Genomic DNA, 22,413 nt, shown 5'->3' with positions numbered 1-22,413 from the left:
GGCAGCGCGGCACGAACGAGAACCGCAACGGCAGGATCCGCCGCTACCTGCCCAAGGGGACCGGCTTCGACGGCCTTTCGGACGAGGACCTGCAGGCCATCGTCCAGGAGATCAACGACACCCCGCTGAAAGTCCTGGGCTGGGAAACGCCCAACGAGGTTTGGTACCGCGAGCTCGGCAAGGTACTGTCAAGGACAAGCCACCCGAAGACGGGCGTTGCACTTACAAATTGAATCCGGGTTACGTCGGCGCAGTCGTCAGAGGCGTTCAGGGACTGACTGCCTCATATATAAGGTATAGGGGATACGAGTATTCCCTAGACAGTAAGCATCTGCCTGGAATCGTCGTTCCAAAAACCGATAACGGCCGTTATGTCAGTTTTGTTGCACCGGTCCTCCTGCTGTCTTGGTGAGGTGTGACGGCATGAGGATCGCGTTCATCGGACACAAGAGGATCCCCTCGCGCGAGGGCGGGGTCGAGATCGTGGTGGAGGAGCTCGCCACCCGCATGGCCGCGGCGGGCAATCAGGTCGTCGCCTACAATCGCATGGGCCACAACGTGGCGGGCGCGGAGTTTGACAACGAGGCGAACACCTCAGACACCCCTTATATATATAAGGGCGTCCGTGTGGTGCCCGTCCGCACGATCGACGCGAAGGGCTTGGCGGCGCTCTCCTCCTCGTTCTTCGCCACGCTGAAGGCGATCAAGGCCAAGACGGACGTGATCCACTACCATGCGGAGGGGCCGTGCGTGCCGTTGCGTCTGGCGCGCTGGTTCGGTATCCGTACGGTGGTGACGATCCACGGTCTTGACTGGCAGCGTGCGAAGTGGGGCCGTTTTGCGTCGGCGTATCTGAAGTTCGGCGAGCGGACGGCGGCAAAGTGCGCGGACGAAGTGATCGTACTCAGCCGCAACGTGCAACGGTATTTCAAGGAGACGTACAACCGCGAGACGCGTTTAATCCCCAACGGCATCGAACGGGCCAAGGCGACCCCGGCCATGGAGATCACCCGGAAGTGGGGGCTGCGCAAGAACGGGTACGTGCTGTTTCTAGGACGGATTGTGCCGGAAAAGGGCGTGAAGTATCTGGTTGACGTGTTCCACGGGATTGATACGGATTTGAAGCTGGTGATCGCCGGCGGTTCGTCGGATTCGTCGGACTATTACCGCGCCGTTGCAGATGCTGCTGCGTTGGATGATCGCGTGGTCATGACCGGTTTCGTGGAGGGGGAAACGCTCGCGGAACTGTATTCGAACGCGTACGTGTACGTGCTGCCGAGCGATCTTGAAGGCATGCCGATGAGCCTGCTGGAGGCCATGAGCTACGGCAACTGTTGTCTCACCTCAGACATTCCCGAATGCGCGGAGGTGATCGGCGATCACGGCGTTACGTTTCGTAAAAGCGATCTGGACGATCTGAAGGCCAAGCTGGAAGATCTGATTGAGGACCCATCCCGTGTGGAGGAATTGCAGGCCGGTGCCGCCGGCTATATCACGGGCAAGTACAACTGGGACGACGTGGTGCGGCGAACGCTGGAACTGTATCGCAGCAAGGAAGAGAACTAATCATGATTCAAACTCCTTTAATCAGCATTATTGTTCCCGTATATAATGTCGAACCTTTTCTCGCAAAATGTTTGGATAGTATTCTCGCACAGACATATAAGAACTTGGAAATTATAGCCGTCGATGATGGTTCAACAGACCAATCGGGTTCCATATGCGACTTGTATGCGGAGAAATATGAACGAATCAGGGTAATCCATAAGGAGAACGGCGGCTTAGCTTCGGCTCGAAATGCGGGTATCGATGTTGCACGAGGCGCATGGCTTGGGTTTGTAGACAGTGATGACTACATAGAACCAGAAATGTATGAAAAACTACTCAACGCAGCTGTGAGTAATGGTTGTAGTCTATCTGTATGTGGAATAAATTACGTTTTTGACGATGGAAAGATCGTTCCAAAGGCAAATATCGAGCCTGACCAAGTATTCGATTTTTCCCATGCAATCACGGAAATGAATACATATCGTCTTTTTGATATGGGAGCTTGGAGCAAACTTTATAAAGCTAAATTGTTCGATGGTATACGCTTTCCTGAAGGCAAGTTAAGTGAAGATTTCTTTATTATGTATAAGCTCTTCGACCGTGCGCAAAACATAGCATTTGTGTCAGATGCTTGTTATAACTACTATCAGCGAAAGAATAGTATTACAAAGAGTAAGCATATAAATAATGATTTCCTAGAAGCAGCGTATGAACAGATGCTCTATCTCGATAAGAATCATCCATCTCTTGCCGTAGTCGCACATGCTGCATATGCATCAGCAGCACTAACAGTATATGATTTTTATATAAAAAATGGAGTGTTGTGTCCGAAAACAGAAATTAGGAAATTTAAAAAAATAATTAAAGACAATTTGGAATATATTAAAAATAATACAAGCTTTTCAAGTACGAAAAAGATTCAATTTACTATTTTCTTGACTTCAACCTGCATGTATAACATCTTCTTTAAAATTTATCGATCCATTAAAAGAATTTAAGGCATAAAGAAACACATGATTAAATATAGAAAAGGGATAACTCTTGGATTATCGATAACATTTTTGATGTTATTGATTCGATTTCAAAGCTATCTGGAGAACCCGTTTATATCCGATAATATATTTGTAATATTATATATTGTAGGAATGTTTTCATACTTTCTTTATAAAGAAATAAAGCGTGGCTTTTCGAGAATAAACATAGTTTTTTACATTTTTCTCCTTTTCTTAAGCTATATATTTATATTTGGATATATATTTCCCAATAATAGATATCAATCATTTATAAATGATAATGTAAGGCAATATTGCACATGGTTATTGTTGTTGTTCTTGATAGTATATTATGTGATAATTAATAAATGCATGTTTGATATAATCAAAGTATCATATCTAGCAGTATCTCTTCTTGCTTTAATATTATATATATTAAATTTTGATCACTTTAGTATATTTTCACATTTGTCTTCAATTTTTATTTCGGATCCATCGTCACGGTATAGGGTTGCTTTTGGTTTTTCACATCCAAATAATTGTGCCGATTTCTGTTTGCTAGGTATTGCTTTATCCTGTTTATTAAGATCCGCAAATCAGCATTTAAATTTGTTCTGGACTTTTAGTGATGCAATTAAAATACTGATGCTTTTATCCACTAGCTCTCGGGGAAATATAATTGGTTTATTAATTTTAGGAGCAGGATACCTCTATATATCATTAGATCAAATATTCACATCAGTAAAGCAGGGTGATTTACATAATATTAAACGCTTTTTTATAATTTGCTCGATAGTAATATTTTCCATATATATATATTATTCGAGAGCCATAAATTTCTCGCAGGCTTTTGTCGATTCAAATCGAAGTTATAATTTTACGATTAATTTACCTAAACTCATTTCATCTGGACGTATCTGGACGGGAATAGGTTTTATTGCAAGTTCAGTTTTTGGTTCAGATAAGTTACAAGGTGGGTTTACATTCATAGATAATTATTATCTTTATGTTTTTGTGTCAACGGGGATTATTGGATCAGTAATAATGATAATTGTATTTGTAATCTCCATAATTCAATTGATGAACTATAAATATAAAGATACAAAGTTTTATCAAGTTTTTATATTAGTCCAGATTATGCAATTATTTATTGCTCTTTTTGAATCACAGATTTTTACGCATACATTCCCTAGTAGTTTGGTGTACAGCATTATACTATTCTCATTTATCGGCTTAAATAACGAACCTCCTATTAATAAATAGTGGAGAGACCCAATGGGAAAACATTCAAAAAATGGGTTTGCAACTCATTCAGTGAAGTTCAATGCGGTAATGAATATTCTGCTTACAGCATCAAATATGTTGGTAAATGTTATCACAATACCTTATGTTACAAGAACATTATCAGTAGAAGGATATGGAGATGTAAATTTCGCGTACAGCGTCTCAACTTGGTTATCGGCATTTTGTCTTGTTGGAATCCCCTTATATGGAGTTAGGGAATGCGCACGAGTTCGTGATAACAAAAATAGGCTGATAAAAACTGTATGTGAACTATTAGGTATCATTACTATATTTACAGTATGTGTTCTGAGTTTATTTGCTATCGCAATCTTTGTTTTACCACAATTTAAAAGACTTGCTCCCTTGATGTGGATATTCTTTATAAGTACATTACTGCTATCGTATGGTGTAGAATGGTATTTTCAGGCAGTCGAAGATTATCAATACATTACTATTAGAAGCGTTATTTTCAAGCTCATTTCTCTTGTGGCGACACTTCTCTTTGTCAGAAAAACAGATGATTGGTATATATATGGTATTATATTAGCATTAGTAATGGTAGGTAATAACCTGTTAAATTTGATCAGACTTTTTCAAGTGATACCTTTAAAGAAGAATATTTATAAGCTGAATTTCAGGAAGCATTTAAAACCGTTATTTTCCTTTGCGGTTTTGTCGATTGCTACATCATTCTATAATGCATTTGATACAGTGCTATTAGGAATATTAACAACAAATCGGGAAGTTGCTTTTTATCAACTTGCATCAAAACTTCGTAGTGTTCTAGGCACAGTTATTAATGCAATTATTGGTGTGCTAATTCCAAGATTATCATATTATGCAAAAAATAATATTTCAAATTATTCTAGCTTACTCAAGAAATCAATCATCATAATTTTAAATTTATGTTGCGGTGCCTCATTATATCTAGCAGTTTATGCAAAACCAGCTGTTATCGTTATTTCTTCAGATAAGTATATAGAAGCAACCTTATCAATCAGAATTATTAGTATTGCATTCCTGTTTTCTTGTCTCAGCTATTTTATTGGACTTTGTATCCTAACAGTTTTTGATCGTGAAAAAAAACTGGCACAAGCAAATCTAATTGGAGTGCCAATAAGTATATGTCTTAATGTATTGCTTGATCCCGCCCTCGGAGCTACAGGAGCAGCTATATCTATACTTATAGCTGAATTCTTTATTCTAGTTTTGCAAATACACAGTGCAAAAGATATTATTCTGTCTGTATATAGTTTAAGGCTATTAACAAAAGACTTGATTTGTCATATAATTGCTTTTATTATTTCTGTTTTCTCTTTTTGTTTATTCAATGATATTTTTATAGAAAATGATACTTCAGCATTACAGTCATTTTTAATATTAATGATTGGGTTTTTTATATATATAGTTTCGTGGATAATATGCGCTGTAACGTTTGATAGCAAATCTTATAAACTTCTATATGAACTTATTAAATATAAAAAAATATAATCTACAGATGAAGGAATATTAGAATGAAAAAAATAAGTGTAATCATACCCGTCTATGATTCATATTCAACTCTAACTAGATGTGTAAATAGTATTTTAAAAAGCACATATAAGAATATTGAAGTATTAATTATAGATGACGGTTCTGAAGAAAAAACGCGTGATCTTTGCGATCAAATCGCTACTACTAGCCCTTTGATCAAAGTATTTCATCAAAAAAATAATGGAGTCAGTACAGCGCGTAATACAGGTATAGATAATGCTGATGGTGATTACATCACTTTTATTGATGCCGACGATACGATAACAGAAAATATGCTTGAAAGTTTATTCTTTGAATGTGAAAATACAAATTCACAGATGGCTATTTGCGGATATAAAGAGATTTTGGCATTAAATTACAAAAAAGAAATAAATTGCATTGGGAATAATAGCATTCTTTCTGGGCCGGATATTTTAAAATGTTTTTTTGAAGAGAATACAATAGGTTGGAACGTATGGGCAAAACTATACCGACGAGAACTTATTGGCAAAATTAGATTTAGAGATAATAGAAAAATTGCCGAAGATATGTTTTTCGTTTTTGAGATTTTAAAGCATACGGATAAAATATGCATCCTTGGGCAAGCCTTTTATAATTATTATAAAAGTGATAATTCGGCGATGTCCAGTAGCCAATTTGCAAAGTATACTGACACATTTGAATTAATTGAGGATGTGTATACGGATCAGACTTGCAAAACACACTTTTCAGACTCGCTAGGGTTTTTTTATTTGCGTTATAATATATGGTTTTTTAGATTTGCATATCCCAGAGTCTCAAATGCAAACGAAAAAGAATTGCTTGGTAGGCTAAAGGATCGTTTTTTTTCTAAACTTCACAATATACATTATAAATATAATTTTATTACTGAAATTCAATTATTTGCTCTTCGATATTTACCTGCTTTTTTCTTTTCGTGTCTCTTCGGTATTTCTAACGAAAAAATCAAATATAAGGATCTGATAAATATCTTGAAGATAGAAAAAAAATATTATCCAAATTCTTGGTTTGACTATATTAGTTTTAATCAAAGAATTTATAATTATAAGTTAGTATCTTTGATAAGAAAATGTGAATTTTATCGATATCTTACTAGAGTTTCAATAAACCCAATTTGGAAACTACTATACTGGATTAATCGAGCCCATAAGAATCGACTCGGTGTCCTCATCGGTGTTGAAATTCCTGAAGATGTTTTTTCCAGTGGTTTAGTTATCCACCATAATGGGAACATTGTTGTTAACGGAAGTAGTATTATAGGAAATAATTGTCAATTACACGGAGACAATTGCATAGGAAATTCTGGAAAAAGTAATGAATTAAAATTATGTCCCATTATTGGGGATAATGTCGATATTGGTGTTGGTGCTAAAATTATAGGTGATGTCATTATTGCAGATGATATCAAAATAGGTGCTAATTCTGTTGTCACTAAATCTTTTTTGGAATCTGGAATTACGATAGCTGGTATTCCCGCACGTAAAATCGAGCATAGCAAGGAGAGATAACAATGCGTATTCTTTTATTGATTAATTGGGAGATAAAGTACTGCGATTCTATTCCTGCCGATCTGCAGCCATCCGATTACGATTGTCCTGATGTTCCGTTTTGGTTTTTCCGTTATTTTTCCAATAACCCCAAAGTTGACGTCGTTGATATCAGTGCGCCAAAAACGATAAAAAAAATTGAAAATAGGATTCGTTTTCACTTTTATCAAACCCTTCGCATTATATCAAAAATCAATAAGTATGATTTAATATTTATACATGGTTCAAATAGTGCAATGTTGCTTTGTGCTCTGAAACGAATTTTACACTTAAAAACCCCTCCGATTTTAGTTGTAGACATCAGTTCTTTTCATCAAGCCCATAAGCATGGCATTATGCATAAATTATCGCAATTCTCAAGCAAAGCTTTTGACTACATGGTATATCATGCCAGTTCTCAAATAGACTATTATCGTGATCAATTCCCTTGGCTTGTAGATAAGAGTAAATTTATTCCTGTTGGAGTGGATCTTGCGTATTGGTCCAATAAGCATTATAAAAAAGTAGATTCTCCAGAATCTTATTTCATATGCGTTGGCTATAGAAAACGCGACTGGAAAACACTGATCGAGGCATACGATCATGCATGTGTTAGTGAAAAATTATACCTTGTCGGCAATCCTGCGATAAAGGTCTCTAATCCTAATATTAAAGTTTTGCCTTTTATCCCCATAGATAAATTAATGAACTATATCATCAACGCAAAATCATCTATCATTCCGTTAGATAATTTCAATTATTCTTTTGGACAGTTGACGTTACTTCAGCAAATGGCCATTGGTACTCCAATTTTGGCTGCCGATGTCCCTGCTATTCATGATTATATTCAGGAAAGCAAAGGTATTTTAACTTATCAACCGTATAATGTGGATGATCTTGCAAATAAAATAGTCTTATTATCTCATTTATCTGATTTAGATCTAAAACAAATGGGAGAAGAGAATATTGCTGCCATTAATGGAACACTTAGTGAACGAAATATGGCTCATCAGTTTGAATTAATATGTAATAAGATTTGCAATCTTATTTAATATATAGTTGTTTTTGAGTCTTCGCCTGTTTGTGTGGTGAGGTTGCAGGCACCGGTGGAGCGGTGGAAATCTGGCACTCTGACTGGAAGGAGCGCCGGTGTACACCGACGTGGAGCATCGCAGAGCGGTGGGGCTACTGATCAAGTACGACATGTCATGCTAACGCGATTGGGAAGCTGGAGTATCCGAGCGCGCAGTGCCTGCGCAACTGGTACCAGGACAGGACCAACGGCGTGGAGCGAGACCCGGACGCCGCGGCTCATAACGGGTACACGCTCACCCAACGCAGGGCTGCCGTCGAGCACTATCTGGAGCATGATCGCAGCCTGTCGCGCGCCATGCGCGGGATGGGTTATCCCACGAAAACGGGCGCTGGTGTCGTGGATCGACGAGCCCCCCGGAGAGTGCAAGCAGCGCCGGCACAAGCCATCTCCTGACGACCGAGCAACGGCGGGATGTTTTTAGTCAAGTCGGTGTTTCGTGTTTCGTCACTCTTTTTCGGGTTTCGACATCGAGCGTGCCGGCCGGTGGTTGGTTTACTGGTTGTCCGTTTTGCCGAACATGAGGGCCTGACCGGCGCGACCGGATCGGGCAAGAGCTGGCTCGCGTGCGCGATCGTCAAACAGGCATGCCGGAACTCCTACCGGTCCCTGTACACGCGCATGCCCGACCTCGCCGAACAGCTCGACGCCGTCACCGGCAAACCGGCCGGCACGCACAAGCTCATCCGCAAGTACGGCGCGTACGCGCTGCTCGTACTGGACGAATGGCTCCTCGACCAGACCGACGACCGGATGCGCTCCTTCCTGCTCGAGGTACTGGAGCACCGCTACGACACCGTCATCACCGTGTTCTGCACGCAATACCCCGTCAAGGACTGGCACCAACAACTCGGGGGCGATGTGACCGTCGACGCGATCATGGACCGCATCGTCTACAACGGCATCACCATCGACACCGGCGACTACAACATGCGTCGGCGCCAAGCGCGGACGACCGGCAACGACAGCTGACGACCGGTCAGCGCGACATCAGCCGGTGGCCACCAACCAAACGGCCACCGGCCCCCAACCGCAATACCAGCGGCTTCCAACTGCAATAACCGATGGCCCTCACACAATCAAATACTCAGATGCGCAGGCCGGCCCGCGGGTAGCGGAGCCTGGCGCGTCGGGCAAGGCTTCCGATACGTTTGTCGATGAACATGGCGTGGGCCTCGTCGATCGCGCATGGGTCGAACGCCACCGCAACATCGTCGCCCAAGGCTACTGCGGCAGCGGGAAAAGCTGGATCATCTGCGCGCTTGCCCGCCAAGCATGCCGCAACCGGTACCGCGCCCGCTGCATCCGCGTCCCTGACCTCGAGGAAGAATGGACGCAGGCCGCCGACAAACCCCAGGGCCGATCCAAACTGCTCAGACGATACAGCGGCTACACGGCCCTCGCGCTCGACGAATGGCTGTTCGACCTGCCCGAGGAACGCTTCCGCGCCTTTCTGTTCGAGCTCATGGAACGCCGCCACGACACCGGCAGCACCCTGTTCGCCACCCAATACCCCCAAAAGGACTGGCACCAACGACTCGGAGGCGGCATCCACGCCGACGCCATCATGGACAGGATCATGCACAACACCATCTGGATAGAAAACGGCGAATGGAATATGCGGAACACATGCCCGGCAAGTAACCATCCACCACCACGACGGGGCGGCACCGCCGATGCTCAAACCTTCGAATGACCCACGTGGGCAGGCTGCACAAGATGCAAGCCGACCCATTGCCGAGCATCACTGATGTGCTGATGGTTTATCAGTTCATCAGTGTTATAAGTGGTGCGATAGTGAAACTACACTAACGGGATACCGAGCCTAACTGACTGTGCCCAGCCAACTTGTACTTACGTTTCTTGCTGGACGGTGGCGCCGTGGCGGCGACGAGACCGGCTTGGACCAGTTTCCTGAGCGCGGCGCGGATGGTCGGGAGCGATTTGTCAACCTGACGGCTGATTTCATGAATGCCCAGTTCGTTGGTGCCGGAAAACGCCGCCAGAATGGCGCGTTCCGTGTCGTTCAGCGTAACGTCCGATGTGTTCGCGGGTTCCTGAACGTTGACGGATTCAGCAGACGCGATGGCGTACTGGTCGGGTTGCCGCTCTGTAGCGACTCCGCAGGCGGTGAGCCTCCGCATAATGGCTCGCACGTCATCCGAATCGGCGTATAAGGCTATGTGTAGCTGGTGGACGGTCATGGGGCCATGCTGACGCAGCAGCAGCAAGGCGGACTGTTCCTGTCGCGAGAGTTTGACGCCCGTGGATGTCAGCCATTTCTGGTTTTCCTGATATTCCAGTCCGTAACGTCCCAGAATCACGGTGAAGTGATCCGGACGCGCTTTGAATGTGGGCGCTCCCAAGGCACGTGATTCCATTTCGCGGATCATGAAGCGTATGCCGGAGCCGTTGCCTTCCACGGTGACTTCGCCGCCTGGGCCGTTATATGGTGCCTTATGCATGAGCTGCGTCAAGGTTGCATTGCGGCAGTGCGATTCACCGCTGGCTATGGTAGTGAGCGTAACCCCGCCCCACAGCCCTCCGGGGTTGGATATTTCCACGCGATCGGGGTAGACGTCCACGGAGATGGATTCGCCGACGAAACGCGCATCGTATTCCCTGTGAATCACCGCGTTCGCGATGGCTTCGCGTAGCACTGCACGGGGGATTTCGGAATCGGTCTTCGCTCCGACGCCAGAGACGAACGTGGGCGTGCGCAGATTGCGTGCGACGGTTTCGACCGCCTGATCTATGGCTTCCGGCATACTGCCGTCGCATAGCGCGCGATCCAGAAACCGGGGCCCTTCAGAAGATGCTTTGGCGAGACCCGGGTGGACTGCGACGTCAATGAGCAGTTTCGGATAGAACTGCTGAGGATATTGCCCTGCCGCCAGCAGTCCGGCAAGGCGGACCTTTCCGTCGGAATTGATGATGTTCAGCCTTACGAGTTGTTCATTGCGATCGGTTATGCCTCGAAGGATCTTGGAACTGCGCCCGGCGGATTCGATAATGGCGTCTACCGCGTCTTGATTGAGATCCCTCAACGTGGCTTCCGGTACCGTTTGTCGATCCGCCGGACTGGGGATCAGAGCGTTCTCGAACTCGAAAATCTCGGTTGGGGAAAGTCGGACATCCTTGTCGTCCACACGGCGGTATCCGCCGGATTGAGGGCCTTTGGCGGTAATGTAGCACGGCTTTTCCGCTATGGAATTTTCATGGATGTCTATGGCCAGAAACGGCCTGCCATGATCTTCGCAACGCGAGATTTCGTAGATGGGAGGGTTCGTCAGCCGCACGCCCTGAGGGTTGCCGTCCCCCATGCCCTCGATAAACTGCGCCGTTATCCGGTTGGGGTCAAACCCTTTCGCGGGAACGAAGTCGTCGGACTCGCTGATTCCCAGCAGCAGGGTGCCGCCATTGGTGTTGGCGAAGGCGCTGACGCTCTCCCATACGCTGCCGCCGATGCTCCGATCGCAGGATTTCGCCTCGAAGCGACCGTCGTCGTTGTGCTGACGGCGCAGCCGGGCCAGGACTTCGCGGATCGCCTCGTTAGTCCATGTCATGAAGCTCTCCTCGCTGTTGTCCGATCGTTATGGTGACAGTTGCTCACTATTGCATCACTGTGAGATCAGTGTAGCATCACTATTGCATCAGTGTTATAAGTGATGCAATAGTGATGCTACACTGACAAATCGCCGATGATCACTACCGGGGCCCATCAGCCAACCCGCGAAAAACAGCAAGCACGGTCGACAGTCCCGTCTATTTCCTTATTATGTAGTCTTAAAGTATACTAGCTGTGACGAACAAGGTTGTTCCATATCTGGTAGAAGCCGAAAGGAATGTAGTCATGGCTGTTCTAGGCATCAACGATTTGAATTCCGCTAGCAGGCTTGGCGGGCCAAGTACATTGTCGGAGCGGACGGTTTTGGTACCGGCTGCCGGCGGAGAGGGGGTCGTGGCACCGGCCAAGTATGCCGATGGCAACGCCGCCTCATATGTCTACGAGGATCGCTACATCGACGGAGAGCTCCGGCGCGTGGTGCTCATCGATTCGCGGCCATCGCAGGCCAATCGACTGGAGGACTATATTGTTAAGGCCATCAAGGATGGTCATCCCATTCTCTCGCGTATGCCACGCATTGAGGTGACCTACGAGATGGAGGATGGCCGTGGAGGCACGATCCAACGGTCGTATTTTGATTCCCAGTTACCGCATCGCGCATTCGATGCTCATATCCGCGTCGGTTCGGTCGACGGACGGCCGACTTCCGAATTGCCGGCATACGTTAGGGCCCGTAACGCCACGGCGGAGGATATGAGCGCCTTGTTTGACCTGTCTCCCATTACGGTGGCGCTCGGCGGCTGGGATTCCACGCGACGTAAGAACCAGTTGCGCATCGCGTCTCCGTTCAACGGCGAGATCATCGGCGTACTGGCCAACCAGCGGGATCCCGAGCCCGTGCGTCGTGCCGGTGCTCGCGTGGATCCCGTCGATGCAAGCATCAAGTTCGACAAGGCTGACGCCAAGGTCATCGGAGGCATTGTGGCCTCGGAGGTCAGCGAGAAAACCCGGACGGATTTTGAGAAAAGCGGTAGGGGATCCAAGCTGGGGCTTGGTGCCATTCCTCCGCAGGTCGGCAATGCCGCAGATCTGGACGGCATCGCGGTCAGCTCGGTCATCCGTACGCATGTGCTCAGCTTCTCCACATTGCGTGCACTGCGATTCGGCAAGGGTGCGGATGGCGATGCCGCGATCCGTGTGCTGCTGGCCGCTGTTATTCTCGACGCCATGGCGGGGAGCAACGCCGAGCTCAATCTCCGCGCGAATTGCATGCTGCGCGAGGCTGCCGCTCCGAAGACGGTCTTGGACCGCCGATTCGGTGCTCAGGAGGATCTGGAGATGCTTGACTTGGCCCATGCCGATGAACTGCTTGAACAGGCGTACCAGCAGGCGCAGGACGTGGCCGGCGTGGACTGGCATGGTCAGGTGCTGCGAGTTACCGGCAATCCGCTGGTGACCAAGGCCGGTACCGCCGAGGAATCCGACGAGTAGGCGGTATGCGATGCCGTTTGCTATATCCGCGCGTTTTTTGTTTGCCACCTACCGAGGGTCAAACTCCGTGGGACAGCTGGAACGATATCCCTCGCCGGAACGCCTCTACAAGACTTTGGTCTCGGTTGCCTATAGGCCATTTGGCCTCGGGGCGATCTCGGACGGAAGCGGATCCGTCATATCCGCGGATTGTTTGGAGGCGGTATTCCAATGGCTTGAGCAGCATGCCCCGGATGCTATTCGGCTGCCCGAAAGCACACCCAATGCAGTTATGCCTCTCAGATACCGCGATCAAGGTGCATGGGATGGTAAGAACGGCGTCTCGAAGAAGATCGCCGCTGCCGATCTGGGATGTACGGCCTATAGTGACACCGAAGCCGGCACACTGATCTGGCAATGGCGGAATGCTCCCAATCCGGAATTGCAGGAGGCTCTATCCGCATTGTGCTGGGAGGTGCCGTATCTCGGTGAGGCGTGCTCACCGGTGAGGCTGCATGCCTATGCTTTCGATGATGCCGCATATCCGTTGGCGAATTCGTTGCTGATGGAGTCCGATGACTTTCCCTTTGCCGGCATGGCGAATATGGAAGAGTTCGCCGTACCCGCACCCGGGCATCTTCAGGAACTGAGGAATGGTTATGCCGAGGCGTATCCGAAGAAGGGCTCCCCAGCGAAAGGTGGCGAGGAGGAGAAGAACGTCCTGCCGAACGATCTGACGAACTATGTACGCAATGTCGGATATGTTCTCGAACATCCGGCGGCGGCAGCGATGCACGGGAGCACCATCTGCCCATGGACGCGTGGCATTCTCATCCCGGTATGCGTGGATGATGCTGAAAAGCCATACGCTCGTAACTGGGAGCCGAAGGATTCCGAGTTGGTTGCTTGGTGCGTCGCCATGCATCGTCTGCTGGTACGGCAGTGGGGCTATGGTGCGTCGCCGGTGCTGACGGGCCGCTATGACGGTATTCCGAGCACCGTGCGCCCGGCAAACAACGTGGCAATCCAGATTCTTACGCCTGATATGCCCATTGCCGACGATCTTCGGTCGCAGCTTCCCGCATTCCTCATCATGTTCCCGCATGACATCGCTCCCGAGGACGCGGGTGCAATCGAACGGATTTGCCGTGCAGTGCAGGGGAAACGGCTGTATCACCGTGATGCGGTGCGGCGGCTTGTGCTTGGAGAGGCTAGGGGAGGCATTGATCTGCGGAGATTCTGGAAACCGACGGAATCCGGATGCACGCGACTGTGGAGCCCATACCCGTTCTGCGTCCGGGAAACGCGACCGATTCCCGATCCGACCGATGCCCGTCGCCGTTGGGGCGCGCGGGAGCATGTGGAACTGTCCGTTGGCCATGCATGGCGCGACAACATCAACGAAAAAGCTAAGGCGTCTCGGAAGGCCACCGACGTTTCACCCGTGATGCCAAGCAGTCGCGAGGCGCGGTACTGGTCGCTCGTGGACCGTGTCATTGCGTCGGGATTGCGTGTCATTGAGGCGCAGTCGACAGGTCGTCCACAAATGGAACGGTATGTGCACAAGGTGCAGCCGGGAGTCACGCTCATGGGGATTTCGGCCTTGATCGGCTTCGATCCTTCGTGGCAGACGGATACGGCAATTGCGGCGATCGGACAGAGTCGGCATCTGGGTGGCGGATTGCTGTTGCCTGTTGATATACCGACTCGTTTGCTTGACAACATGGGAAAGCCGGGGTGGGCGCGATGAACGGTGACAGGTGGATGGAAAACGACGGCGCTGCTCGCGACGAGGCATGGGAGCGTATCATAGGCCCGAAGTTCATACGATTCGTCGGTGATATGCACGGAGGACGTACGCCGTATCAATGGCAATTGCGGCTGGCAAGGGCGGTATGTGTTACCGGTGCATGGCCGCAGCGTTTAGCGGCACCCACTGGTTCAGGTAAGACGATGGTCATTGACGTGCATGTCTTCGCCAATGCCATGGCGGGATTGAAGCGTTTGACCAGTGCCGGCGACATTGACGATGCCGCGTTGGCTGATGCGCTCGCCGTTATGTGCGTGGATCGCGTTCCCCGACGGCTGGCCATGACGGTGAACCGTCGTGCCTTGGTTGACGATCAATACGAGGAAGCAGCCGAACTCACTGCGCGGCTCAACGATGTGGAAGATCCATCGCCTTTGCACGATATCTGCCGCGGTCTGGATGCACGATCGGGCATCGGCGAAGTACGATGCGAAGAGGGAGCGCTACGGTGTCGCGTCACACGGCTGCGCGGCGGCGAACCGGTGGACGCCACAACACGTGAATGGCGGTATCATCCCACCGAATGCCAGATTATCTGCGCCACGCCGGATATGTTCGGCAGCCGTCTGCTGTTCCATGGCTATGGTGTCACGCCTTTGGCGGCACCGATAGAGGCGGGACTGCTGGCCTACGATACGGTACTGGCTGCCGACGAGGCGCATCTGAGTCGTCAGCTGGTTGAAACGGCGAGGTCCGTGCGGCGGATTGAATCGCTCGGGGAGGAATGTCCCCTTTCCGACGCAATTGCACCGCTTCAGGTTGTGGAAATGACCGCTACGCCGTCCCGCTACGATGCGCAGGATGAACAGGACGACGAAACCGATGTGATTGATGTTCGGGAACGGGACTTCGAAGCGGATACCGATCTGAGCCGCAGGCTCAAGGCGGCGAAACCGGTGAACATTGCGGTTGCCGGGGGCAAGGAACTGGCAAGCGCAATGGCATCCGCTTGCATCGATGCAATGAAGGCGACGGAGGATGCGCAAGGCGTCGTGGCATGCATCGTCAACACTCCCGCCATGGCAGCCGACGTGCGACGGGCCGTGGTCAGGGAGCTGAAGCAGGCCAAGGTACCCGGTGCCGCGGATCCGCGTCGCCAGATCGACATGTTTATCGGTCCAATGCGGCAGCACGACAAGAATGAATTACTGCGGTCCGAACGGTATCTGGCAATGAAGGGCGATTCTGATGCTTGCGAGCGGTCAGGCCTGCGGCTTGTCATCGCCACGCAGACCTTGGAAGTCGGCATCGACGCGGACTTCGCATCGCTCATTACCGAACTCGCGCCGCCGGCCGCACTGATCCAGCGCGCCGGGCGTGTCAATCGTCGGGGATTGCGCGCATCCGGTCCCATTACTGTTTTCCGACACGAAAACGTGGCCAAATCGATACGGAAATCCGGTCCGTATGAGGCGGAGGATTTGGAATATGCCCTGCGCTGGCTCGCCGAATTGCCGCAGGACACGGGCCTTTCCGCATGGAATGCATGCGTACGGCCTCCGAAGCCGGCAACATTGCAGCGTATGACGTTGCAGCGTCTTGAGTCATGGGATGTGGAGAACCTGTCCCATACTGACGAACATTTGGCTGCGGACCTTACGCTGCCACGGCAGCGTCCCTTCGATATCACACTGTGGCTTAGAGACGACTTGCATGCGGATGATGATCCCGGTATAGGTTTGGTGGTCCGTACGCTGCCGACCGATGATGCGGTTGCCATTCAAGTGATCAATGGCGCGCCGCCGGTGGCGGACGAATCGTTCCCGATTCGCTCATGGGAGCAAATCGATGAGATCGGCAAAACGATGATGGCTCCGGATAGGGTGCGGAGCCGCATCTTCATCGTCCGCCCGGGCATGGGCGACGAAATGCAGCAGGTGACGGTGTGGAACGGCTCAGATCCAAACGCTGCCAGGATCGGCAACAACGGTACACTGAGCAGACAGGTCCAGCCCGGCGATACGCTCGTTGTCGACGACAGCGCCCCGCTGTTCGACACGAACATTCCCATGATCGATCTCACATGTCGTGAATCATTTGCAAAGACACCCGATATCGCACGAAGCAGCGCGCACGGTGATATTTACAACCGTTGCCAGTCCGATGGCGTAGTGATTGTGGCGGAACCGGGAAAGACGGATGGTCATTCCGCTCTGCGCAGTGCCATGTTGACATTGCAGTCCGCGATCGCTCGGCAGGCTGAGGCGTCGGATGGCGTCATTGCGGAAGGCGACGATGGACAGACCGATCGTGCGCTGGCATACGATGTGCTGAGACAGACCATTGCGAGGATCAATCCCACTCTCGTTGACGCTTACGAGTCGGGAGAGACGACCGCCGACATGGTGCTTCCGACCGATGCGGCTGATGATGAACCGATATGGCTGATCGTCCGACGCGTTTCGTCGGTCGAGGAATCCATGACCGTCAGACAGGAATTGCAGTTCGGGCGACGAGCGGAGCACGGGGTTCTGCTCGAAACGTCGGACGGCCATCAGTGCGCGGTCCGGAATCGTACCGAGATGTTTTCTTCCCTGCTTGCTGTTCCGGATGACTTGCGTCTCGATTTGGCCATAGCTGCCCGGCACCATGACGATGGCAAGAAGGATACGAGATTTCAGGAGCTGTTGCATTATCGGCTGCAGAAGCCGCGGAACGGAGTCTATGACGATGCGACGTATCTGGCGAAAAGCGCATTCCGATTCCCCGCATATGAATATGCCAATCGCATCGCCCTTGGGCTTCGCGGATGGCGTCATGAACAGCGCTCCGCCGCGGAATGCTGGTCTGCGCGAATCGGGTTGCAGGCGCATGATGCGGAATTGGTGACCCGTCTGGTCGGTACATCGCACGGTCATGGCAGATCGACGTTCGCGGCCAATGCGGACACGTTGATTCCGCAAACGGAATTGCAGCCCGGTGATCCTCGCATCGATATGCAGGCAATACACGCTGCTGCCGTCGAACTCTTCGACCGCGGAAGATGGGAGACAATCATTGATCGCACGAACCGCCGCTACGGGTTCTGGGGCGTCGCCTATCTGGAGGCGGTGCTGCGTGCGGCGGATTGTACGGTTTCCAAGGAAGGCAGGTGAAATGCCATGGAACTGGTAATCAAGGGCCGATATGATGACGCATTTGCGCATATGCTGCTCGTGGGGCTTGCCTCCATTGTGGAGGATGCGGATCCGCAACGCATCTGCGAGTTGCGATGGCGGGACCGCGACCATGCGGCGTTATGTACCAGCGACGACCTGACTTGGAGGGATTGTGCTGCGATCGTGCATGACCATGCTGCACGTTGGGCGGCGTCAAAGTGGCTGAATGCCAGGGGAACGTATGACTGTTCCGGTTCGTCCGTCCGAGCGACGTTGAGTCCGAGGCTGGGTATGCCAAAACCGCAGGAGGGATGGGAACAACTGCATCATGATCGTGAACGGGCCATTGACGCATTGCTGACGCCGTTGGACCATCGGTACATCGGCTCTCTGGGCGAGCCGTCGTATTGGTCTGGAGATGTTACTGCGAACCAATACGATTCCGACCGCGGCGCTTCCCTCTGGGAAATGGTTACACGGAACAAGGGGCAGGAATTCATATCTGGTCGTCTGCTGCCGTTGGCCAAAGCCGTGGCCGAACGATCCGTCGAAGCGGTGGAATCCGGTTTGCGTGGCGAAACGGTGGATGATGAGGTCGGCAAGAACGAGCCGGACAGCCGTACGCCGACGGGTCTGCACCGTCCGTTCCCTACGGACAATGCTCAGGCGTGGTGCGCGTTGTTCGGAGTGTCCGCATTTCCCGTGATGCGATCAGTTTCGACGACTCGAGGCAATACTGCGTCATTCTTCACCGTTGGTCGGACTGTGTATACGGCGTTGCCGATATGGGACGAACCATGGACCGTTCGTCGGTATGCTTCCGTGGTGCGCAGTCAGGCGCTGACCGTGGTTGGGTGCCGTGGTGCAATTGCCTCCGCGCCCGGAAAAGTGCGGAGTGGCACTGGGCGGAAACCAGAGGAGATGCTGACATCGGCTGAGATTCATAGAAGCGAACGGTGGCTGCGTGCGCGGGGAGTGCGATGCTGCATGTTGTTCGCCCGGCATGCGACGGCGGTGAAGGTGCCGGAACTATGGCTGCAACGTGGCGAACCGATATTGCTCGGTGAGAAAGGATTTGCCGATGAATGACGAACCGATTCCGCTGAGTTTGGTGGCGCATACGATATTCTGCCCGCGCCGGGCATGGTTGGAAGCTGCCGGCGAGCGGGTGGATTCCGACCAAATCGCACAGGGTGATTACGAGCACCGTAAGGTGGACCGCGCCGTCGGTACGCATGATGCGAATGAATTCCAGTCGGTGGATATCCGGCATGAGCGGTGGGGCGTAAGCGGACGCCTTGACGCGGCACGCATGACCGAGAAGGGCGTGATCATCCGTGAATACAAGGCCACACCGGTCAAACGCGCCATGACCATTACCGACGCCATGCGCATCCAGCTTGCACTGCAGGCGGCGTGTCTCGAGGATATGGGATTCCGCGTAGTCGGTACTGAGATCTTCTTCACTTCGCATCATCGAGTCGTGGAAGTGGAATTGACCGATGAAGATCGTGATCGCGCTCAAGAAGCCGTGCAGCGGACACGGGAACTGATCAATGCGGAAACGGCGCCGGAACCGTTGGAAGACAGTCCGCGATGCCTTCGTTGCTCGCATGTAGGGATATGTCTGCCGGAGGAGCGGTCTTTCAAGCCGGTGACGCATCGCATTGTTGCATCCGCCGAGCGGCAGGTCACGCACTTGGCTACGCCGGGAGCCAAGGCGTTCAGCCGGGCCGGACGCATGATCGTATACAAGGATGGGGATGAGATTGCCTCGGTGCCGATCGACACGGTTCAGGCGCTGCAGGTGCATGGCAATACCGATCTGTCCAGCGGACTGATCCGCGAACTCATGTGGCGGAATGTGCCGATCCTCTGGTGCAGCGGAACCGGACGGCTGTACGGGTGGAGCGCGTCTACGTATGGGCCCAACGGACTGCAACGAGTGAAACAGCACGTGGCGTCGCACGAAGGCCGTTTGGGGTTGGCGCGAGAATTCATCGTCGCCAAGGTGCATAACCAGTCAGTGCTGTTGCGAAGATCCGACAGTGCCAATGTTGCTGTAAAGCGGTTGCGTGAAATTGAGCGTACGGTCGCCAACGCCAACTCGTGGCACGATGTTATTGGCTTGGAAGGCGAAGCGGCCTCCTTGTATTTCGCGCAGTTTCCTATGTTGATCAAAGAGGCGCGTCGCGATGATTGGCCTTGGGATGGTAGAACACGGCGTCCCGCACGTGATGCAGTCAATAGTCTGTTGGATTACGCTTATGCCTTGTTGCTTTCGGATTGCATTCGCGCACTGATTTCATGCGGTCTTGATCCTCATGCCGGTTTCCTGCACAGCAGCAGCCGGAACAAACCGGCTCTGGCGTTGGATCTCATGGAGGAGTTTCGTGCACCGGTTGCCGATTCGGTGGTGCAGACCGTGATCAACAATGGTGAGGTGTCTCCGGAAGGATTTACTGCCGTGCTCGGTTCGGTTCGTATGAAGGACCGCACCAGAAAGTCTTTGATTGCCGCCTATGAGCGTCGTATGCAGACGGAAATCACTCATCCGATTTTCCGCTACAAGGCCTCGTGGCGCAGAATCGTGGAGATTCAGGCACGGATGGTGCTGGGCTATATAGATGGAACGCAATGCGAGTACCGCGGTATTCGTGTTCGATAGGGAAGATCTCACAAAGAAAGGATGCGTAATGGTCATTGGACAACGTCGTTATCTGATCGCGTACGACATCAGCGACGACGTACGTCGATCGCACATCGTAAAAACCCTGCAAAGTCACGGAATGCGTTTGCAATACAGCGTGTTCCTGTTGGAGGTGCGCAAGTCAGCTTTGCTGAAGGTCAAAGTGGCGCTTGAAGACGAGATTGATAGTTCCCAGGATTCGGTGCTGATCTGTGACTTGGATGCGCGCGAAGGATCTGAGAGCGCCATGACGTTCATGGGGAGACGCGGATATCGTGATGTGGCAGTGCCGCAGATCATATGAGTGAACGTACGTTTATCCCGTCTGATGCCTTTCCAAGTATTCACTGACTTGCAATAGCTTATTCACCAAGACGTGACGGTAGCTTGATAATCGAAGAGTGTTTTGACCGGGGCGCGGTCTGCAGTGCGAGAGCTGTATCAGGTTGTTTTTGCCCGTGAGCGCTCGCTGGTGAAATTCCAAGGTTTTGGGTTGCAAAGCATGCAACCGAAGCTTGTTAAGTTCGCTGCTTGCTGTAGCGCTCGCGTGGAAGGTGTTTTGCCCTCTTGTGCTATGGTGCGGAGGTGTGGCGGTCTCCTCAGCTAACGCTGAGGAGCTTCATTGAGGGTCACTGACGGCGACCCATGGGCCCGGAGGGTTGGAGTCTCCTCAGCTAACGCTGAGGAGCTTCATTGAGGGCGACTGATCGTCATGTTGAACAACGTCAAGGCCGGCCGTCTCCTCAGCTAACGCTGAGGAGCTTCATTGAGGGCAGTACGGCTTGAACGAGGACCTGCGTCACATTCCGTGTCTCCTCAGCTAACGCTGAGGAGCTTCATTGAGGGGCTGCAGCTGCTCGAGGAAACCCAGCTGCTGTCCGGTCTCCTCAGCTAACGCTGAGGAGCTTCATTGAGGGGGTCCCGCGACCGGCAGCGGGCTGACCGTCACCGTGGTCTCCTCAGCTAACGCTGAGGAGCTTCATTGAGTGTCCCTCGCGGTCGACTAAGATGGTCAGGCATGGGCGTCTCCTCAGCTAGCGCTGAGGCTTCATTGAGGGCATGTCGTCTTCTCCTTTGGGTATTTGGTTTGCCTTGTCTCCTTGGCTAACGCTGAGGAGCTTCATTGAGAGTGCCAGACCGCGGCATACTTCCATGGGCCGAGGTCGTAATCTCCTCAGCTGGCGCTGAGGCTTCATTGAGAGCAGGCGAAAAGGACGAATAAGGCCTTTCGCTGTTGTGGTGGATGGCTGGTGTGCGGGGGCGGTACGGCCGGGGTGACGTCGTTGGTGCGCTTCTGCCGTGGTGGTGTTTGTTGAATGTGGGGTGAATTGTGTATGTCTTGTGATGGAATGTGGGTGGTGCGGGATGTCGGGTGGCTTGCGTGTGGGTTATTCTGGTGGCGTGGGCCGTGTTTTGCCGTGTTGCGACACGCCGTGGGATGTGTTGTGTTTGTTGGGGTTGGGTGGTGTCGTGTCTGGGTGGGGTTGCGTGGGTGTGGGGGTTCGTGTATGTTGTTCTTTCGCTGCCGCATGGCGGTCTGCTTCTCTTCGGGGTTGCGGGTTGGTTGTGCGTGTGTGGTGGTTTGAGAACTCAAGAGTGTGTTTGTACTGCTTTTTTTATGCAAGTCTTTTGATTGCCAGTCCGATGCCCGCCCGTGGGTTGTCCGGTTTTCCGGGTTGCTTGTGGGTCCGTTAGTCGCGGTGTGAGGGGTGTCGGGGTTTTTGTGCGTGCTTCTTTTCCTTATTAAGAAGCCGCGTCTTTTTCTTTATTTTTGAGAGTCATCTGTCGATGTCTTTCCATGA

General features: G+C 51.1%; 16 protein-coding genes and 1 CRISPR repeat array. Of the genes, 15 read left to right on the top strand and 1 reads right to left on the bottom strand.

The window, feature by feature from the left end; translation table 11 throughout:
* From AC1AZA_RS10605 to AC1AZA_RS10565, 9 genes are all read left to right on the top strand, one after another.
* The coding region (locus AC1AZA_RS10605) for a transposase (RefSeq protein WP_476514402.1) at positions 1 to 233 on the top strand (233 nt) is incomplete at its 5' end.
* 190 nt (positions 234 to 423) lie between these two features.
* Positions 424 to 1,566 (top strand): glycosyltransferase family 4 protein, encoded by a 1,143-nt coding sequence (locus AC1AZA_RS10600; protein WP_476514624.1) that lies wholly within the window; start codon positions 424 to 426, stop codon positions 1,564 to 1,566.
* A 2-nt stretch (positions 1,567 to 1,568) separates the two neighbouring features.
* Positions 1,569 to 2,546 (top strand): glycosyltransferase family 2 protein, encoded by a 978-nt coding sequence (locus tag AC1AZA_RS10595; protein WP_476514623.1) that lies wholly within the window; start codon positions 1,569 to 1,571, stop codon positions 2,544 to 2,546.
* Positions 2,547 to 2,912: 366 nt separating this feature from the next.
* Complete coding sequence (locus tag AC1AZA_RS10590) at positions 2,913 to 3,803, top strand: hypothetical protein (RefSeq protein WP_476514622.1); 891 nt, start codon at positions 2,913 to 2,915, stop codon at positions 3,801 to 3,803.
* 12 nt (positions 3,804 to 3,815) lie between these two features.
* A complete protein-coding gene (locus AC1AZA_RS10585) occupies positions 3,816 to 5,315 on the top strand; it encodes a flippase (protein WP_476514621.1) in 1,500 nt (499 codons plus the stop codon).
* Positions 5,316 to 5,338: 23 nt separating this feature from the next.
* Positions 5,339 to 6,865 carry a glycosyltransferase gene (locus AC1AZA_RS10580; protein ID WP_476514620.1) on the top strand — a complete coding sequence of 509 codons (1,527 nt, stop codon included), beginning with the start codon at positions 5,339 to 5,341 and terminating at the stop codon, positions 6,863 to 6,865.
* Between the two features lie 2 nt (positions 6,866 to 6,867).
* A complete protein-coding gene (locus tag AC1AZA_RS10575; protein WP_476514619.1) occupies positions 6,868 to 7,935 on the top strand; it encodes a glycosyltransferase family 4 protein in 1,068 nt (355 codons plus the stop codon).
* Positions 7,936 to 8,462: 527 nt separating this feature from the next.
* Positions 8,463 to 8,948: an ATP-binding protein gene (locus AC1AZA_RS10570; protein ID WP_476514618.1), complete on the top strand. Its 486-nt coding sequence runs from the start codon at positions 8,463 to 8,465 to the stop codon at positions 8,946 to 8,948.
* A gap of 25 nt (positions 8,949 to 8,973) precedes the next feature.
* Complete coding sequence (locus AC1AZA_RS10565) at positions 8,974 to 9,672, top strand: ATP-binding protein (RefSeq protein ID WP_476514617.1); 699 nt, start codon at positions 8,974 to 8,976, stop codon at positions 9,670 to 9,672.
* Positions 9,673 to 9,784: 112 nt separating this feature from the next.
* On the opposite strand, the gene AC1AZA_RS10560 is transcribed toward AC1AZA_RS10565, so the two are convergent.
* On the bottom strand, positions 9,785 to 11,542 hold the full coding sequence (locus AC1AZA_RS10560; protein ID WP_476514616.1) for an ATP-binding protein: 1,758 nt from the start codon (positions 11,540 to 11,542) through the stop codon (positions 9,785 to 9,787).
* Positions 11,543 to 11,829: 287 nt separating this feature from the next.
* Here AC1AZA_RS10560 and cas7g point away from each other — a divergent pair, with 287 nt between their 5' ends.
* From cas7g to cas2, 6 genes are read left to right on the top strand one after another with little or no spacing between them, the layout of a single operon-like run.
* Positions 11,830 to 13,035 (top strand): type I-G CRISPR-associated RAMP protein Csb1/Cas7g, encoded by a 1,206-nt coding sequence (gene cas7g / locus AC1AZA_RS10555; RefSeq protein ID WP_476514615.1) that lies wholly within the window; start codon positions 11,830 to 11,832, stop codon positions 13,033 to 13,035.
* Between the two features lie 10 nt (positions 13,036 to 13,045).
* Entirely contained in the window at positions 13,046 to 14,764 is a 1,719-nt protein-coding gene (gene csb2 / locus AC1AZA_RS10550; protein ID WP_476514614.1) for a type I-G CRISPR-associated protein Csb2, read from the top strand.
* Positions 14,761 to 17,919 carry a type I-G CRISPR-associated helicase/endonuclease Cas3g gene (gene cas3g / locus AC1AZA_RS10545; RefSeq protein WP_476514613.1) on the top strand — a complete coding sequence of 1,053 codons (3,159 nt, stop codon included), beginning with the start codon at positions 14,761 to 14,763 and terminating at the stop codon, positions 17,917 to 17,919. The genes csb2 and cas3g overlap by 4 nt, the downstream gene beginning before the upstream one ends.
* A gap of 6 nt (positions 17,920 to 17,925) precedes the next feature.
* Positions 17,926 to 19,011 (top strand): CRISPR-associated protein Csb3, encoded by a 1,086-nt coding sequence (locus AC1AZA_RS10540; protein WP_476514612.1) that lies wholly within the window; start codon positions 17,926 to 17,928, stop codon positions 19,009 to 19,011.
* The gene (gene cas1 / locus AC1AZA_RS10535; protein ID WP_476514611.1) at positions 19,004 to 20,590 is read left to right on the top strand and encodes a CRISPR-associated endonuclease Cas1; all 1,587 of its coding nucleotides are present in this window, start codon (positions 19,004 to 19,006) and stop codon (positions 20,588 to 20,590) included. The genes AC1AZA_RS10540 and cas1 overlap by 8 nt, the downstream gene beginning before the upstream one ends.
* 28 nt (positions 20,591 to 20,618) lie before the next feature.
* Entirely contained in the window at positions 20,619 to 20,915 is a 297-nt protein-coding gene (gene cas2 / locus AC1AZA_RS10530) for a CRISPR-associated endonuclease Cas2 (protein WP_476514610.1), read from the top strand.
* 289 nt (positions 20,916 to 21,204) lie between these two features.
* A CRISPR array of direct repeats spans positions 21,205 to 21,600; the repeat unit is 36 nt; unit sequence GTCTCCTCAGCTAACGCTGAGGAGCTTCATTGAGGG.
* Positions 21,601 to 22,413 lie beyond the last annotated feature (813 nt).

Source organism: Bifidobacterium sp. LH_389 (assembly GCF_056357235.1).
The sequence above is the reverse complement of the archived record's forward strand: the minus strand, read 5'-3'. Positions and strand labels throughout refer to the sequence as shown.